Below are 18102 nucleotides of genomic sequence, written 5' to 3' on the forward strand. Positions count from 1 at the left end.
GGTACTTTTATTTAAATTCATTTCCACAAAATAACATGTAAAAAAACTAAAAAAGCAAAAAGGACACTTTTTTAGTTTTTCTAGCTTTCCAGCACAAATTTGAAAAAAGAGTTCAAGCTATCCTTCACTATCTTTAAATTTTCCTCTTAAATTCTTCTCAAAGATAACCCTATTATCTTCCATCTTATTATAAGTTTGATATAAAGCTTCTCTTTTCTTTTTTCTTATCCTTGGTTCTGGAGGATAACATGACGGACATTTTGCAGCCCCTTCATGTCTAGCTTTGACCATTGCTTTATATTCATGTCCACATTTACCACAAACCCACCATGCTCTTTCGTTACATCTGGTAGATGTCTCCTCAGGTGTTGTTACACCATATACTTCTTTGTTCTTTATTGGATGCCATTCTTTTGCTATTTCTGGATTGTGAAGAGCAATTGACTGTTGATATTTTTCACACGTTCTACATCCTTTACCATTTTTCACTCTTAGATTTATTCTTTCTCTCCACATATGCCCTTCTGTACAGACCCACTTTACTTCTTCATTTGAAGTATAGATTGCTTCATATGGGTTTTTAATTTTTTGATTATAAAATGTGTCAAATACACAAAACTCCTTTGCTATCTCTGGATACATTGTTGCTAATGAGTTGTCTTTGCAAACTTTCTTGTTTGAACAGTACGGACACACAGTTTTGTCATGAAGCCTACTTCGAACAGATTCTTTCCATTCATGACCCCTTCCGCAAATCCACCATCTAACACTCCAATTCTCTTCGTCAATCATCTCATTGTCAGGTGTTACATCTACATTTCTTTCAAAATTCCATTGTTTAGACAAGCTTGGATCAATCTCTCTAAGTGATTTAGCTTCTATCTTATTAACATTATTTAACTTATCTTGCTTTTCTTTTTTCTTCATACATTTAGGACAAAGCCCATCTTCGACTTTCAGCCTATCACTAGGAGTTGATCCCCAAACATGCCCCTCAGAGCACTCCCACCAAATATATTCGTAACTTCCATATGTAATATCTTCAGGATTCAAGAGACCATTCTTGGTAGGATGCCATTCACTTAATAGCTTTTTAGAAAGACCTGTATTTATAAGTAAATTAATCATAGTATTCTCACCTCTACTTTTCCGATTCAATCCGCCATTTGTCTGCGTTCAATTCTTCTGTAGTCATCTCATACTCATCTAATTTAACAATTTCATTTTCCCTATTAAGAAAGCAAGGCTTTACAAATATAGAAGCATTTCTATAACTATAACTTTCACCTATATACGCTTCAATTTTAGAAATCTCTAGCTTATAAACATATAATGGATGTGAATATATTTGTCTAACTTTTAAAGTTTTATCACTATTGTTTTCCGAAGAAATTTCTTCAACGTTCACTTTACTTGGAGGACCATGGAAATGACTATCCCACATTACGCTTCACCCTAACTTTAAATTTATTTAATTCTATTGTATCAGAATATTCACACGTGTAATTAGGCAAAAGGTATTTGTGTCTTCTACTTGTATCTTGGAAGGGCCATAATCCCAGCCATTGGGGATTATGGCTCTTTTGCTTTCTCTAAATACAATACATTCAAAACTTAAATGCAAAAAAAATAACATTCTATATTTTCATAGGATGTTATTTTTCCTCATTATATTAATAAACATATGACTACTAGGTTATTAAAAATATATTCTTACTTCTACTTTTATCCTCTTGCATCATAGATTTTTATATTCCTCTCGTTTATTTCTCTCTCAATTGCTTTCTTATCTATCCATTCAGCTTTAATATACTCATTAAATATTCCGTAATTTTGACGATCACGATCATTCTCTTCTTTTGCATCATTTTCTAACTGCTGCTCAATATTTAGCACATTCATTTCTACTGGATTTTCATCTTCATATTCAGCTTGTTCCAATGCCATCTTTTCGTCATGTTCATGCGCTTTTAAATCTCTTCCTTCGTAATCAAGATGAAGAATTTTACCGTGTCCTTTAATTGGTTCCCCGTTATATATTTCTCCTGTAAAATCTTTAACTTTGTATGAAATATCATAGTTTGTTGTTATTCCACTCCAAGGTTTTGCTTTCTTACCAGTAAAAGAGCTAGGGTCATTGACTATTTTAAATTCGCCTTTAAATAAAATATTGTTATTTAAATACTCAGAACCTTTGTGGATATAATCTTCTTTCCAAATGCCTTTATATTCTATTTCTCCTTTATGGTTATATGAGGTTCCTTCACCTTCCCTGTAATGATTTTTTGTTCTACCTTGATATATAATGTCATGGTCCATATTAAATAAAGTCGTAATACCATCATAAATTTTATTGTTTTTATAATGACCATCATAATAATATTCATTCTTTCCATCGTTACTTGGTTGATATACTTTAATATGTTCCAATTCATCAGGTGCTAGTTGTTTTGAATACTTAACACAGTAAAACTCATATCCCGGAGAATAATATCCATAAATTAGTCCCTTATAGAATTTTTTCTCTTTAAATTCCCCTGAGCATTTTACTTCTTTATTAGTATTATAAAGAGTTCCGTTTCCTTCAAATAGTTTCTCATTATCTCCTGAGAAGAGAAGATTTCCGTCTAATGTTGTCTCATAAAGTCCAGTCTTTTTATTTTTCTTTGTTACCCTTTTAGATGAGGAAAATGTTAAACTGTATATTTTTTTCAAAATGACATATAAATCAATATTTACTAATTCATTTGCCGAGGAAACATAATGCTTTTTAAGTACTCCAAGAGGTATAAAATTAGCAAAAACCTCATCAGTTAATATTTTAAGTTGTGTTTTTAGTTCTTCGTCATTTGTAAAAGATTTATGTTTTTCTAATAAACTTTGTAAAGCGTGAAACTGTTCATATAATTTGTATACTTTATTTAATTCTTGTTCTGTAAGCTGATCTCTTAGATTTGCTACATTTTTAATCCAATCTGTACTGAAATATATTTTACTCGGTTTAGCCTCTATTCCCTTTAGTTCGTAATTTGTATAAAGCTCTTGTAAATTTGAGATACCTCTTTGAAGGTCATAGTATACAATAAGTGCATTTTCTCTAGTAACTTCTTCTTCACGTTGGTATTCTAAATTTTGTAACTTCGTAGAAACTGTTAAACCACTTTTACTGACTTTCCATACTAAATAGCTAAATACGGATGTAGTAATAAAAGTATAAATTGCAATTAGTATTGTAAATATATAAGATAAAGATGTTATTGAACTAGCTGTGGCGCTCGGTTTTCCTTTGTATGCCCACATTTTAGAGATAGCGTCTATATAATTACCAAAAATCATATAGATGGCAAATATACTAGCAAATAAGGGTACTAGAAATAAACAGGCAATCACGATTTTTTGTTTCACCGAAAATTTAGATTCATATTTGTCTTGCATGCATGTTTCCTCCAAAAAGATTTTTTATTGTATATAATATTTTTGTTTCAAACACGTAAAAAGGTCTGCTTCCGCTTGCAGACCTTTATGAATCATGTACATGAGATATTATATTTATTATATTTCCATTTTATTGTATGTATTGTAAGATTTCAATATCAAAAACACATAATAATTCAGTTATATTCTAGGCAAAATAAGAACCCTCCTACAATTAGGAGGGTTCTTATCTTTCATATAAGTGAATCCGATTTTATGATTTAAAAAATGAATGTCGTCTGTTATACCCCAATATAACGGTGACTAATCAGATCATGCTCTGACGTTATTATTATACTAATGTATATTACGGAAATCAATACTATAATAATATGTATATTTCCCCTACTCTTCTTCGTTTTTATGACTCTAACATCATTAAAGTTATATCTATAAATATATGGTTTTGTGGTTTTAATTATTATATACTTATACAAGTGATTTAGCTCTTTTTACGAGTTGAAATTAAGTTATATAAGGAGCGGTTTGAATGAAGAACAAATTTACGCGTATGATCATGTTAATGGTGGTAATGGCTTTATCAGTTACAGCACTTGTAGCATGTGGAAATAATCGTAATCCCGAAGAAGTTGCTACAGCTTATTTCGAAGATGCAAAAGAAGGAAATGTAAAAGATTTTGGAGAGTTATTCACTCCTGAAGCGAAGAAAATCGTTGCTTTTGTGGGTGGAAATGCAGACCTAATGAAATCAGTTAGCAAAGATCTTAAAAGCTATAAAATTAGAAAAGTTGAAGAAAAAAATGAAATTGCTACAGTAACTGTTGATGCTGTATATAAAGGTAATCCTAAAAAAGTAATCGTAATTGAACTTGAGAAAACGGATGATGGTTGGAAAATTAGTAAATCATAAAAAACGGTCTAGAATTCTAGACCGTTTTTTAGTTCCCTCAATCTTCTTCTTCTTCGAAATCACGTAGACTAGCAAGCAATTCTGTAAATGTTAAGCAAACAGGATATATTGCTTCCTCTATGTTTTCCTCCTCATGCTCCCAAAATACTACTGTTGGTGATTCAGGATTGCTACGGTAATCAAAACACAGATGATTCCCAAATGAATCCTTACCAAAGGGATATACTTTATTTGCTAATCTATCTTTTATATCATCATAAACTTGAATGATTGAATTTCTACTTTCTAAATCAAAAGTTAAAAGTTTACTAAATACATTCTCATCCTGTCCAGGTACATCGAATATTTTTGGTCTTGGATAACCACTATCATATTTTTTTACACATTCTACAAAATCCATAGGGAATTTAATATTGAAATATTGTTCTACTTTCTGAATGTTTTCATCTGTAATTTCTTTTTTATTTACTCCAATCCAAGTAACGTTGCTCATATATACTCCTCCTTACTTATCGCTGTCTTTTCCCCAAATTTTATATCCACCAGTGTGACCTGTTTTCCTATGTGTTTCATAATCAACAAGTTGCATTCGTCCTGCTTCTTGATAATGATGCCATGTATAATTTTCTGGTACCTCGCCTAGCTTAAATAACTCTATTTCTTCTTCTGTGAATTTTGCAGCTAACTTAGGGTCTTTCATTATTTGTTCGTATAATGCTTTACTACATATTCTATCATGTGTTGGTCTAGATTTTTTAAAATCAGCTTCTTTTAATTTAACTTCAGAAACGGGTTTAAAAATAGGGAAACCATCTAAATCATACGGAATGCCTGTAACTGGATGTTTATTTCCCGCTAACTCACCCAATCTTAATCTTATTGTTTTCGGACCATTTGGACCCTCATAAGTATATGGAGCTGCTTTCCGCAAGTACTGTTGAATACTTCCGACTCCCGCATATGAAAGATGATTTCCAGCTTTGAATTCATAGTTGTTTAATATATGTAATGCATTTCTGTATGCCGGAGAATTAATTACAAGTGATTTTCCTTTAGTAAAACCTGTAATAGCAGCTACCTTCCCAACTTGTCCTGCTTTACTAAAACCCTTATCACCCAGAAGTCCGAGTCCTAACGTTGCTATACCATAAGCTACATAATGCTCTCTACTTTCCATATCTCCATTCCAAAGATTGTTTACAAATGAATCTGATAGAGCATTCAATGCAGCAGGAATAGTTTCCTCATAGTTTACAATCACATCTCGCATATTCAGCCAGGTTTCTTTATCACCTAAGGATATCAGTCCTTCCCACGCATCCACTGCACCATCTATAAAACCGGTAGAAATACCAGTCCATGCAGCATTTAAATCCTTTGTATTCAAAAATGACTCTTCTGATTTTGGAGGAAGTTTTCCACACATGGCTCCTTCTTGAATATCAGAGTCAACTAAATTTCCGCCATACAACTCATCGGCTTCTCTGAACTTAACAGCTGCACGTTCTAATTCTACTGCAATTTTCTCTAATTCTTGTAAAACATTAAACATCATTGGCTTCGTGTCATTAAACATATAATAGAATCGATCACTCGTTGCACCACTCCACTGAGAGGCTATGTATTCTGTTTGGTTATATAAATCTTTATGTATATACTCTAGCGCTGATCTCGCATCTCTTACGGTTCTTGCCGATTGTTCTAATTGTTCCGGTGTTACCTTAATTTGTGTGCTCATTCCATCCCTTCTTTGCAGATATATTATGAAAATTATAACATATCTAATATCAATACTAGTTTATCTTTTAAATATTGCTGTGGCTTTATAAAAAAGATTGATAATTTGTAATAAAGTTCGATAATTTTAAAAAAAGTTTGATAAAAATAGTTTAAATGCGATGTATGTTCCTATTTCATTTTGTCTAGACTATGAAAAAATTGTACTTTTCCAAATCAAAAGTAAAAACTTAAGCGTCAAATATTCCCCACCAAAAATTTGTAAATAACCTATGAGATAATCTCCTTACATATTACGTGTGGAGTTTTTTATATGAAAAGACACCTATTAATCTTTTGTAACAAAACAGATTTTTGACTGTTTTAATTTTATTAATTTATGTTCGAATATTTAAATAATAAATTTTTGCATTCTTTATATATATATCAATTGTAAAATTGTTGCATTTTTGTAAACGGCGAATTATTATGCAGAAAATGAATATTTTGCATTTTTTTGTCTATAATTATATGTTGAACTCTTTATATACAAAATACACAATTTAAATTGATAAGAGAGAACTCTACAATAATATTGAAGGGGATGTTTAATATGAGAAAAATGAAAAGAATTAAAGGGGCAGCTTTAGCTTGTGCAATCGGTTTAAGTTCATTTAGTTTTATTAACGTAACAAGCGCCAGTGCGGCAGAAAACACCTATGCCACATCAAATAAAACAGCTAAGGGTCTTGCAGTCTGTAACGCACAATATGAAAATACTAAAGTACGAACTGAAGCAAGTACGAGTTCAAAAATAGCGTATAATGTTGCTAATGGAACTAGATTTACTGGTGAATGGGTAAAAGGACAAACTGTCAATGGAACTAATCCATGGTTAAAATTTTACGACTCAAACTGGAAAACCCATTTATATGTTTCAAAATCAGTATGTAACTAAGTACAAAATATAAGAAAAGGCACTTCATCAAGTTCCCCCAATAATTTTTTGGGGGTCTTCGTATATGCTTTAAATGGAAGTATGATCAGCTTGTTTATTGACCAAAAAATAAAAATATGGTATGTTTACTGTAGATTAGATATATATTGAATTCATATCCAATATATATTAAGTATAGTACTTAACTGAATTGCATAAACTAAAAAAGACGAGATGCTGGACACATCCCGTCTCATAACTGCTACTGTCAAGGTGGCTGTTATTATGCATTATCTTTTTCTAGATCCACGCTTGTACTTCCTACGGTGAAGCGTGGGTTTTTTGTTGTCTTTTTTTTCGAATTGCTTTCTCAGTGCGTATGCTGAAACCTCACGCACAACTGCTCTCGCAATTTCTTTTAAAAGTTCGAACAAAAATTCCATGTTATATCACCCCCTTTCCTTCCAAATGGAAAGAAGGGATAATAACAAGCCCACCTTCACACATATACAGTTATACTTCTATTTTAGCATACTTCGACTCTCTTAAATAGTTAGTTCTTTCATTTTCTAAGTCTTTCTCATGTCATAGTATAGTAATATAACAGACATTTAGTTTACTATAATTTAAATATGTATACTTATAGTTTGGTATACATTCAGATTAAAAGTATGAAGTTATAAATAACTATTTACTTATGAAAATAGTTATATTTTTATAAGTAATATTTATATTTGCATAAACTACGCGAAAAACAACCTCTCAGATTCGTTTGTATCACATTTTATTCACTCGCTTAATGCTATTATATACATTGTTCTTTTCTTCCCTGTTTAGCGCTTCTAAGTTGATTTAAAAGAAATCGACTATTTTTGGCCGATTTCTTTTAAAAATTCCTATAAAATATATACTAGTTGTTTAATTCGTCAGCTAGAATTTCTTCTAAGACTTTTTTATATCCTTTATATCCTTTTTCTATAGCTTTTTGCTTAGCATTTTCAATTATGCTACGATCCAAGTATAAACTGACATGTTCTTTATTGTTTGTAAAATATATTCTATCTTTCTCTTGCTGCAAGTAGCCACTTATTAAACAAGTATTTAGCACTCTAAATATATGAGCATCATACGGAATATTTCCTAATTTACACTTCATTAAGTATCCTTCATTTTTCTTAGAAACAAGAACGTTTGAAACACCTAAATGAGATATAATATACAACATGACATCATAAGCAGTATATACCGGGAACAAGAAAGTAACATCACCAGGTTTAGTAATTCTGGTAATCTGAATACATGTTTGTGAAAAATGATTTGATGAAACTTCTTCCGCAATCGTCATATGTTCATTCTGCAGATTAATTCCATTCCGTTTGGTTACATCTATTACTCTTACAGGTTGTCCATCTAATGTCACGGAGTCAAACAATAGGAGATTGTTAGTATACAATGGAAGATGATCATACATCCTTTGACTTTCCGTATTTACATTATCCATACTTCTTCTAAACTCTTTTAAATCTTCTATATGGTAGAGTTTTTCTCTTCGTTTACCTTTTAATACTTCTTTAAATGGTAAGGCCCCTTCTTTTGCCATGTTTGATACATATGTTTTTGATTTCTGTAAATATGTAGCCGCCTCTTTTAAAGTATATAGACCTTTATAAATTTCAAGTATTCTCATTGCGTCTTCCTCGTGGAATCTATATCCTCCATCTGCTTTCCAACTTTTTAAATTAGCTGGCTCAATTTGTTTATGTTTAATTAAATAACTCAATTGTCCCTTACTTAACTTTGCCATTGTGCAAAGTTCTTCAAAAGATATGTAATTCAAGGTTCCACCTCATATATCATGAATTATTCCATTTTAGTCTGCAGCATCGTTTGTTTCATCCGTTTTCTCAGTTCGTACTTTGTTATTCCTAATTCCGCTATTATAACCTCAATCGGATATTCTTTGTACTGCAAATACACACTTGGATTGTCCATATATTTTTGTTTTATTATATTAAATGTACCTTGTTTTGATAATTTATTCAATCGTTCTCCTCTCTCTCTTATTTCTTTATACACCGGACAGCCCTCACATAATTTATTATTTCTTGTTTTTTTCTTTTGGTTTTTTTCAGGTGCAACTTCTTTTGAAGCATATAAAGGACATTCAATACAATGTTTCACTTCTAGGTAGGAAATTTCATTGATAATGGTTCGGCGTTCCTCTTTCACAAGTAATCCTCCTTTATCTTATAAATAAAAAGAAAAACCTAGATAAAATAAAAAGGTGTGATATTTTGATTATACATTTTTAAGAGAAACATTTCATCTATTTATAAAATAATTAATTTATACATTTTGATTTATACCACAATAAATAACCTGTTTATTGTGGTATAATTAGAATCATAAAATTTATATAAAAAATATATGTTTACTATTTCATTCTATTAAAGGTTGTGTGTAAATTTGAATATTATAAATTACGAACATAATAACCAACTCGTACAATCAAAATCAGATTTTTTTGATAGCAGTCATTTTGAAAAAATTATGGGTATGGGCATCCGGAATATTGACTATTCTAAATTAAGCGAAGAATCATTGGTTTATTTATTTCTACACGATGAACCTTCTTTAACGAAAAAAAGAAGTGAACGAACAAAAAAGATTTATCTGCATGATCTGTCTCATTTTCTTCGCTACATAAAAGAAACAATCGGAACCATTCACGATTTATCCCATAATGAGATGGAAATCTACTTCTATCAACTAAGTAAGAAGTATGCTGCCACTACATTACGTCGAAAGAAAACGGTAGTCCAGCAGTTTCTAAAGTACGTTTATGACAACAATGGTCTCTCAGATGACTATAGTAGTCGTCTCAAAAAAGTATCTGTAAAAAAAGAAGAACTGGTCAACCGTGACCTCTTTCCTGAAGAAGTAAATGAAATACTAGATACACTGAAGAAAACAAATTTCTTTATGTATACATTGTTTTTCCTTCTTACGACTACTGGACTCCGGATTGAAGAAGTTGCTAACGCGAAATGGGCTGATCTTGCATTCCATCCTTCTTTAAACGTGTATCTCTTACGTGTAGTTGGAAAAGGAAATAAAACAAGGGAAGTTCGTATCTTTGAAGATGTACTCGACGATATCTGTCGTCTTCGTCAATTACGTAGACAAACAAGAAAATTAGATGTCTCTAGTTCATCTGCTTTTCTACCAAAAGCGGATGGCTTTCATTATAGAGCCGACTACTTATCAAAATATGTAGCAGAAAAAATTGAAGAAACAAACTTACCCTTTCTACGTTACCGAAAAGATAGAATTACTCCCCATACCTGCAGGCACTTCTTTGCAAATCATTTGATGGGAAAAGGTGTTGAGCTTAAGAAAATACGTGACTATTTAGGACATGAATCTATTATGACGACGGAACGTTATTTAAGGGAACGTACAAGACGCCAAAACTTGGCCACAATAGATATAGGAAATTCATTATTTTAGTAAGTATATATAATAGAAAGAATCTCGATTTTATAGTTTAAAATACTGATTCAGATATAGTTATTAGTTTGTGAATCTTTCACAAACATTTCTCGAATTTCAAAATCGATATTTAGGAAATATCCCTAAAAACAACAAATGCGATTGCCTCTATTGAGACAATCGCATTCGAATTATTTAAGGGTTAACCCATTCCACTTCCAGGGTCACCCATTCTAGCTAATAATTGTTCTGAATCTTTTTTCACTAAATTGTTTGGTTGCTCTTTACTACCAGCAGCGGTGTAAACAATTCCTGCCGCCAAAACGATACTTGTTAATACAAATAATATTTTCTTCATATAGCACCACCTTCGCACATTATACCATTTCTATTAAATTCTACCACTATTTTTCTAGGGAATCTACAATAGAACCTATTACCAGCACACTCTAGTAACATAATCGACTTTTCAATTAATGAAATATCATTCTTTGCTATTCCTAAATAACAATATTGCATTGGTGTTAGCATACTATTTTTCTTTTCTAAATCACTCAGGATCTCAACTGCATTTTTGAAATTCCCCTTAATAATCTCTAAAAAAGCTTTTTCCGCAGAATGATATATAACTAAATTCTCTAATTCTTGCTTATTAACTAACTTAATAAAAGCATATGTGTTAAGAATTGATTGCTTTCTTTGTTTTTCCCTTTCAAAATTACATAATCCTAACTGCTTTAGTGCCTTCTTCATATACCAAGATGCACTATCATAGCTATCAAAGGTATATGACTCTGCTATATACGCAAGTGCTGATGCCCTTAAAAGATGGAAACAATCTTTAGGGTCATCTATTGCTAAAATCTCCTGACATAAACTCCTAGTCATTTCAAGATTATCTTGTACTAAATAGGCATACGCTAATCCTTCTTTAATCCTACCTAAATAAGATGACTTAATAAAACTATCAGTAATTGCATCTACATCTGGAAGTAACATTTCAGCATATTCGAACAGAGAATTATAGTTTTCTAAATCATACATAGTGTAGTAAGTTAATATACCACATAAGACTTTCATCTCGTTTGTCTTAATTATCTTACTCCCTTTATGATTTTCAAGCTTAGATAACAATTCCTGCTTTTTAATTGTTCCATTACTTCTAAGCAATACTAATTCATATACATAAGCCCATTCTCTATTCATTGCGAGTGAGGACTTTCTCTCTTGTTCCACTAATAGCTTAAGAAGTGATAAATCACCTTTTGCATTGGCGTATTCCATGGCAATCCTCAAGTTTATCTTGCTTGTTGTGACAGAACAGAAGATGTGTAACATCATTCTTTGTTTATTAATATCACCCGCATATAATATATTAAGTAATTTAATTAGATTCCAAAATCCAAATTGATTTTTTCCAGTTAAATTCTTAGAAAGAGTTCCAGGAGAAATACCCATTATTTTAGCAATATCTTCTTGGTTTTTTCTTTGGAAATCAATCTCATCAATAATTCTACCCAAGAATTTGTTTAATGTTTGTTCTAAAATTTTATCTTCTCTCTTAAGCTTTTCATTCATATTATTTTCCCTTCTAATCTAAAAAAGAATACCTCAATATCTTTCGTTATATTAGTTAAACCTAATGTTAGTATATGGTATTTTATCATAATCATATCAAAAAGTTTGTTATTTGTAGTCGGGATAACGGGATACCTGTATATGCAATTGTGCATAAGTGTATTAAACGGCAAACAAAAAGGAGTCGAATATATCGACTCCTTTTTCCCTACTATACTCTTTTTATCTTTTTTTCTATTATTATTCTTTTTCTTTCTCTTTTTGCGTTGTACCTAATTCCTTGCCGTCTCTTACATCTAAAATTTGATAACCAGCTTTTATATACAAGTCTGTTGCCTGTTTGTACTGATTTATTCCATCTTTAAATGTATAACCTGTAGTATCGTCCATACCCAAAATTAGTTTCGTTGTAGCTAACTCAAATTCATCCATCGCTCTTACAAACTTCTTTTGGGGTAACGTATATTCAGAATCAGGATCTAACTCCTTAAAAGCCTTGGCTACTTTTCTTAACCCCATAATTGCTTCATCAAATTCTTCTTGCACTTCATATAATGTAGGATCTTTTTCAAGGACTTCCCCTACCTTCCCCAATGCTTTGTGCATATCACCAGTTAAAACCTTAACTTTCTCCAAGTACTTAGTTTCCCCTGACTCTTCACTCGTCTCCTTGTCTATTTTTTCTTCTGATGCCTTTATTTCCGTTGTTTCTTTTGTTGACGTACATCCTCCCAATAGTAATGTTATAGGGATTGCCATACTGATAAGTTTAAGCTTCATTTTTTAATCCTACTTCCACTCTCTATTTTTTGACTTCATTATATTCCAAATTTATTTTTTAACTTCAGCCCATTTATAGTTAAATTCCCCACCAAAATCATTTGTCACAATCCCTTTTACTGAAGAACGCTGTAAGTATGATCTGCCTGGTTGATAGAAAGGTGCGACTGCTCCATCTTCTAATAATATTTTCTCTGCTCGTTTCATTGCCTCCCAACGAGCATTTTCATCACCAGCTAAATCTGTTTTCACTTGATGAATCAGTTCATCATATGCCTTATTTGAATACTTATCAAAGTTATAGCTACTATCTGTCGTGAATAAATCTAAAAATGTGATAGGATCAGGAATATCGGGACCCCATACATCAACACCTAAATCGTAATCACTATTCAACAGCAACTGAATTTGCTGTTTGCGTGGCTGCGGCTTAACATTGATTGTTAATCCCTCTAAATTCTTTTCTAGCTCACCCTTTAAATACTCCGCATTCTTTTTGGCTAACACATTATCACTTGTTAGTAATTCTAGTGTTGCCTGCTCTTTCCCAATTTCTTGCTTTGCTTTCTTCCAGTTTTCCTTCGCTGCATTCACATCATCTTTTACTAAAATTCCATTTTCTTTTCGGAAGTCTTTTCCGTCTGATCCTTTAGCGAAATCAGCTGGTATAAAACCATCCGCAGGAAGAGAACCATTGTTTAACACTATATCTACAAAGGCTTTCTTATTCATTGCCTGACTGATCGCCAAACGAGCATTTTTATTTTTTAACACTTCATTTTTTTGATTCATACGTAAAAACTGAACAGTGACTTCAGAACGTTCTTTGAAGTCAGGATTCTTTCTATATTTATCTACAAAATCACCTGTTAATCCTACACGGTCAAGTTGACCTGCTTCATATAAATTTATTTCCGTTGATTTATCTTTCACGATATCAAAGTTGACTTCGTCTAATTTCACTGTTTTAGCATCCCAATAATTCGGGTTCTTTTTCAACTGAAAACCTTGTTCATGCTTCCAATTATCCAATGTGAATGCTCCGTTATAAACCAATTGATCTGCTTCTAAACCATACTGCTTCCCCTTTGATTCAAAATACTTCTCATTAATCGGTAAAAACGTTGCAAACGTTGTCAAATCTATGAAATAAGGGACAGGCTGCTCTAATTGCACCTCTAATGTTTTATCATCTATTGCTTTTACCCCTAGCTGATCTACAGGTAGCTCTTTACTATTAATTTTCTTTGCATTCTTTATATCAAAGAATAAAAACGCATATTCTGCCGCTGTATCAGTATTCACAGCACGTTTCCAAGAAAATACGAAGTTTTCAGCTGTTACAGGTGTTCCATTTGACCATTTTGAATCCCTTAGATGGAAAGTGTATGTTTTTTTATCTTCACTCACTGCATAAGATTCCGCTACTGCTGGTATTAGCTTATTTCCTTCCCCCAACGTATACAAACCTTCAAACACGTTTTTCATTACGTTCATAGATTCGCCGTCAGTTGCCTTAGTCACATCCATAGTTGGAATCTCTGCAATATACGGTAAATGAATGGATTGTTTTGTTTCATTCTTGTCAGTTGCCTTTGCTTTATTTTTTGTCTCTTTTTCTCCACTACTACAAGCTGCTAGTAGCAGACTAGCTCCTATAATAGAAGCTACAACCGATGTAACTTTTTTAAACATCTTACGTTCTTCCTCTCCATATGTACGGTTTACTTAATCAGATTATCTATATATTGAATTTTAAAGACTATAAGAAGAGAGATTTCCTTTCTCAAAAAGTATTCCGACACCTTTTCTCATCATATATGTAGTATCTAAACATTAAACCTCTTATTACTTTACCATTAAAACCGTAGCATTCTAGAGATTATTGTGTCAATCACTAAAAATTATTTTTAATTAGGTATTATTCTTTTATAAAAAAGTTTGATTATAATAACATTCTTCAAATCCTGGAAAAATAAGTTTTCTGTAAACAAAAAGAACCATAAGATTGCCGAAACGTTTTGGCAATCTTATAGTTCATATCACACTCATATTTGTGATCTCTCTGCCCATTTTGCTGTGGGAGATTGAACAGGAGAAGTAGAACCTTTGATAGCGTTGGGTCCCCACCATACCTTTTTTCATTAGCTGTGTATGCTACACTCTACAATATCATCTAAGTACAATGGATTGTTAAAACCAAATGCGTCAGTAACAACTAATGTCTTATTTATTGAATCAAACTTATGAATGCTAACAATCTTATATAGTATAATTCACTCATTCCTTTCTTATTATATAGAGAATTTGAAGTTTTTATTGCCCCTCTATTCCTAACTTTTCCCTCAAATGTCATTCATGGTTCGCCCTAACCTTGTTAATGAATCGAAAACGATTGTATCACCTGTACGGGCATATCTTTTCATTGCCTGATAGCCTTCCCTATCCATATTACTTCCAGTTTTTTTATCGATGAATATATCTCGTTCTTCAATTCCATTATTTCTCATATTTACAATTTGTCTTTCTTCATTTTGGTCTTTGCTGGAAAACACGAACGTATCCGGATTTTTTGGTATTCAAAAAATAACAAGCTCTTTCAAATTAAGAATCGTAATGTTATTTAATCTAGTTAACTTTAATTGTACCAAAAGGTATATGAGGTTTTTGAAGTGTGCCGAAAGTGTATTTTTAACCTTTTGAAGCACATAAAAAGAAGAATCGAGAATGGACTCTTCTTTTATAAATTTAAATAGATAAGATTTAGATATGTCAGAGCATTCCTCAAATCATTCTGTAAGTAAATCCCAGAGTGGCACCTCATTCCCTAAATCGTTTCCGTACCCCTTCTTCAACTAAAGCACCCGTTAGCGTAAGTACAATATTTCACAATATGTTACTTTAAGTATCAAAAACAGCGATGCCTTTTTAAAGAATTGCACCCGTTAGTGTAAAAAGCTATTTCATCATTTGTATTGTTAACTTATCTTTTAACATTGACCTATATGAGTCAATTTCATATTTTGTATTATTGATTTTTTCTTTTTTCATTTTTAACATATCGAATATTTCTAACTCTAAATTCCTTCTAGCTTCAAGAACTTTTATCGCTCCTTCTACACCTGAATGGTTATGTTCTTTCCCATAGCCTTGGTTAGTGTAATAGTCGACAATTCCTGTGGACCATTCTGGAGTTCTTTCTTTTAATGCCTTCCTAAATGAAAATTCAAGATTATCTTGTTCTACATACAATAACATTGGATTTAAATTCTCTATGATTTTTGCAACTTTCATTACATAATTTATTATTTTTTCTTTTTGTTCACCATATTTAATCATCCCAATAGTTAATGGATTTTGTATGAAACAACATTCAAAGATATAAACCTTATTGTCTTCTAGAGCAATTTCAGCAAAGTCATTCCATTTGTCAGCAATTAATTCAACATTTTTGTCGAATGGTAATTCATATATATCGTTTTTAAAAATAGCGTTAAATAATTCGTCCGAAAACTGGTCACCAAACTCGTTTTTTATCTTTCTGTATGGTAATAAATAATTGCTTCCTTTTTTTAGAACTCTTTTAAGAAGCACTTCTTTAAAATCTCCACTGTTAGATAATAATCTATCGAATTCAAATTTATTAAAACAAGATACACCATCATAGTCGGCTGGGTGGTTCAAATTTCCCTCTAAAAATAGTTCAACTTCAATTTTATTTTGGCTTAGAATTTCATTTATTAGCTTTGCAGCGGTTGATTTTCCAAATCCAGGTAAACCTTCTACTATTATTAGTTTTGTATTCATAGTTATAAATCCCTTCCTTCAAAGTATTTAACCAAGATTAAAAAATCACTTACTCCACTGCAATCACCCCTTCAAAATATGATATTCAACATTTTTTCACAATCTCTATAATTATTTTAACATAAATTTTCCATTTACTTTTTAAAAAAATATAGTCCACCATTATTTGAGTGAACTATCTAAAGTAAATTATATCTTTTAAATCAAACACTTTGTCAGTAATCCCCAATCGTTGTGCTGGTGTTTTTACTGTTTTCTTTTTCCCTTCCTTTGTGGTAAATGGCATACAAAAGTTATAATGGCTTCGAAGTATCGTTAGAGCCATTTGTGCGTATTTCATCCATTACTTTTGTTAGTTTTACTTCTTGTTCTCGTTGTGTGACATTATCGAAAAGAGAAATTTGTTCCTCCCCTTCCCGAATTAGATTCGTTAGAGAAATGTTTATGCTGCGGATAGGTTCTCCAGTATATTGTTGATGTAAAAAGTATGTACAAATTATAGGAAGTAATTTGTCTAACTCCTCTTTATGGTAATTCATTTTGTAAATCCTTGTATTTAAATGTATAATTATATAAAAAGTTCTAAAAATTTGAATCGAGGTGAAAATCATGAGAAATTTTAGTTCATTATTGATCTCTACTATCTGTTCAACAATCCTTTTAGTTTGGAATTCCCTTTCTTTCTATACTGGATTCACAGCAGGACATACATACTACTGGGTTAACGGTATCATAGCCTTGGTTTTCCTTCTATTCTTTGTCTTAAATATGCGAGATATTATCAAGAAAAACTACAGAACATCAGGACAATAGGAGTTGATACATATGTGGGAAAGATTTAAAAACTATAAGTATTCCTCAAAGGAATTAAAGTTCATGCTTTGGTTATTTGGTATTACTTGTTTTGTACACTCGGTCGCTTTCTTTGGTGGACTATTTTCTTCCGAGTTCCTTTGGTTTAAAGGTCTTTGTGCTATTGCAGCATTACTAGCTTTTATGGATGTTAAGCGAAAAATCAATAAGTACAAGATAGTATTGTGAAAAGGAGCCATTACAGGTTCCTTTTTTCTATTCAAAATAAAAAAAGCAGCGGATTCGCCACTTTAATTAATCAACTTTAAATCAATATACATTTCATAATAAATTATAAAAAATATAATTATAGATAAATAGGTAAGAATGGGGGATTCTTACAGAAAGGTATATATTTTTATTGGTTTATAATCTATACAAATAAAATATACATATAAATGTGTATAAATATAAAATATTAAATCCGACCTATCTCTCTATTTGTGTTTGTCATTGGCTATTCTGCTTTCTTGTTGTTTAAAATAAAAAGAGGAACAACTAATGTTCCTCTTGTAATCTCTAAGAATTTGGTATATGGACAGCTTATATTTTAAATAAAGTTCAAACGAAAATGAAATTTGCAACATTTCACCTA

19 protein-coding genes and 1 pseudogene are annotated in these 18102 nt (G+C 31.5%); 5 read left to right on the forward strand and 15 right to left on the reverse strand.

The genetic code is table 11. The features are described from left to right. Window positions 1–117 precede the first annotated feature (117 nt). The 3 genes from DN408_RS13240 to DN408_RS13250 form a co-directional block, all read right to left on the reverse strand. Window positions 118–1128 (reverse strand): zinc-ribbon domain-containing protein, encoded by a 1011-nt coding sequence (locus DN408_RS13240; protein ID WP_147740196.1) that lies wholly within the window; start codon window positions 1126–1128, stop codon window positions 118–120. Between the two features lie 13 nt (window positions 1129–1141). After that, entirely contained in the window at window positions 1142–1444 is a 303-nt protein-coding gene (locus DN408_RS13245; protein ID WP_147740197.1) for a hypothetical protein, read from the reverse strand. Window positions 1445–1725: 281 nt separating this feature from the next. Further along, window positions 1726–3435, reverse strand: coding sequence for an MORN repeat-containing protein (locus DN408_RS13250; RefSeq protein ID WP_147740198.1), 1710 nt, complete (start codon window positions 3433–3435; stop codon window positions 1726–1728). A gap of 529 nt (window positions 3436–3964) precedes the next feature. Here DN408_RS13250 and DN408_RS13255 point away from each other — a divergent pair. Then, window positions 3965–4345: a DUF4878 domain-containing protein gene (locus DN408_RS13255; RefSeq protein ID WP_147740199.1), complete on the forward strand. Its 381-nt coding sequence runs from the start codon at window positions 3965–3967 to the stop codon at window positions 4343–4345. A gap of 37 nt (window positions 4346–4382) precedes the next feature. Here the strand turns inward: DN408_RS13255 and DN408_RS13260 are convergent, their stop codons facing one another. After that, window positions 4383–4838, reverse strand: a complete 456-nt coding sequence (locus tag DN408_RS13260) for an SMI1/KNR4 family protein (protein ID WP_147740200.1) — start codon at window positions 4836–4838, stop codon at window positions 4383–4385. A 12-nt stretch (window positions 4839–4850) separates the two neighbouring features. Beyond that, window positions 4851–6083, reverse strand: a complete 1233-nt coding sequence (locus tag DN408_RS13265) for a WXG100 family type VII secretion target (RefSeq protein ID WP_147740201.1) — start codon at window positions 6081–6083, stop codon at window positions 4851–4853. Between the two features lie 591 nt (window positions 6084–6674). Here DN408_RS13265 and DN408_RS13270 point away from each other — a divergent pair. Continuing rightward, a complete protein-coding gene (locus tag DN408_RS13270; protein ID WP_147740202.1) occupies window positions 6675–7019 on the forward strand; it encodes an SH3 domain-containing protein in 345 nt (114 codons plus the stop codon). Between the two features lie 269 nt (window positions 7020–7288). Here DN408_RS13270 and DN408_RS31405 read toward each other — a convergent pair whose 3' ends face one another. The 3 genes from DN408_RS31405 to DN408_RS13280 all read right to left on the reverse strand — a co-directional run bounded on the left by DN408_RS31405 (window position 7289) and on the right by DN408_RS13280 (window position 9227). Continuing rightward, window positions 7289–7441, reverse strand: a complete 153-nt coding sequence (locus DN408_RS31405; RefSeq protein ID WP_176280887.1) for a hypothetical protein — start codon at window positions 7439–7441, stop codon at window positions 7289–7291. A gap of 467 nt (window positions 7442–7908) precedes the next feature. Further along, window positions 7909–8835 carry a helix-turn-helix domain-containing protein gene (locus DN408_RS13275; RefSeq protein WP_147740203.1) on the reverse strand — a complete coding sequence of 309 codons (927 nt, stop codon included), beginning with the start codon at window positions 8833–8835 and terminating at the stop codon, window positions 7909–7911. A 23-nt stretch (window positions 8836–8858) separates the two neighbouring features. Beyond that, on the reverse strand, window positions 8859–9227 hold the full coding sequence (locus DN408_RS13280; RefSeq protein ID WP_147740204.1) for a transposase: 369 nt from the start codon (window positions 9225–9227) through the stop codon (window positions 8859–8861). A 237-nt stretch (window positions 9228–9464) separates the two neighbouring features. Between DN408_RS13280 and DN408_RS13285 the strand changes: the two genes are divergently transcribed. Continuing rightward, window positions 9465–10508 carry a tyrosine-type recombinase/integrase gene (locus tag DN408_RS13285; RefSeq protein ID WP_147740205.1) on the forward strand — a complete coding sequence of 348 codons (1044 nt, stop codon included), beginning with the start codon at window positions 9465–9467 and terminating at the stop codon, window positions 10506–10508. A 184-nt stretch (window positions 10509–10692) separates the two neighbouring features. Here DN408_RS13285 and DN408_RS31410 read toward each other — a convergent pair whose 3' ends face one another. The 7 genes and pseudogenes from DN408_RS31410 to DN408_RS13320 form a co-directional block, all read right to left on the reverse strand. Continuing rightward, entirely contained in the window at window positions 10693–10848 is a 156-nt protein-coding gene (locus DN408_RS31410) for a hypothetical protein (RefSeq protein WP_000721838.1), read from the reverse strand. After that, window positions 10845–12068, reverse strand: coding sequence for an AimR family lysis-lysogeny pheromone receptor (locus DN408_RS13290; protein ID WP_147740206.1), 1224 nt, complete (start codon window positions 12066–12068; stop codon window positions 10845–10847). The genes DN408_RS31410 and DN408_RS13290 overlap by 4 nt, the downstream gene beginning before the upstream one ends. Before the next feature lie 240 nt (window positions 12069–12308). Beyond that, a complete protein-coding gene (locus tag DN408_RS13295; RefSeq protein WP_002166951.1) occupies window positions 12309–12848 on the reverse strand; it encodes a DUF7018 domain-containing (lipo)protein in 540 nt (179 codons plus the stop codon). Window positions 12849–12899: 51 nt separating this feature from the next. Continuing rightward, window positions 12900–14543, reverse strand: coding sequence for a peptide ABC transporter substrate-binding protein (locus DN408_RS13300; protein ID WP_147740207.1), 1644 nt, complete (start codon window positions 14541–14543; stop codon window positions 12900–12902). Between the two features lie 653 nt (window positions 14544–15196). Next, a pseudogene (locus DN408_RS13310) lies at window positions 15197–15431 on the reverse strand (recombinase family protein); the annotation flags it as partial. Between the two features lie 375 nt (window positions 15432–15806). Beyond that, window positions 15807–16655: a P-loop NTPase family protein gene (locus DN408_RS13315; protein ID WP_002166954.1), complete on the reverse strand. Its 849-nt coding sequence runs from the start codon at window positions 16653–16655 to the stop codon at window positions 15807–15809. A gap of 293 nt (window positions 16656–16948) precedes the next feature. Further along, a complete protein-coding gene (locus DN408_RS13320; protein ID WP_002166955.1) occupies window positions 16949–17194 on the reverse strand; it encodes a hypothetical protein in 246 nt (81 codons plus the stop codon). Between the two features lie 70 nt (window positions 17195–17264). Between DN408_RS13320 and DN408_RS31985 the strand changes: the two genes are divergently transcribed. Further along, window positions 17265–17468 (forward strand): hypothetical protein, encoded by a 204-nt coding sequence (locus DN408_RS31985; protein ID WP_082180397.1) that lies wholly within the window; start codon window positions 17265–17267, stop codon window positions 17466–17468. A gap of 12 nt (window positions 17469–17480) precedes the next feature. Continuing rightward, the gene (locus tag DN408_RS13330) at window positions 17481–17696 is read left to right on the forward strand and encodes a hypothetical protein (RefSeq protein WP_147740208.1); all 216 of its coding nucleotides are present in this window, start codon (window positions 17481–17483) and stop codon (window positions 17694–17696) included. Window positions 17697–18102: the final 406 nt, after the last annotated feature.

Origin of the sequence: Bacillus sp. AR13-1, assembly GCF_008042285.1 — a bacterium.
GTDB lineage: Bacteria > Bacillota > Bacilli > Bacillales > Bacillaceae_G > Bacillus_A > Bacillus_A mycoides.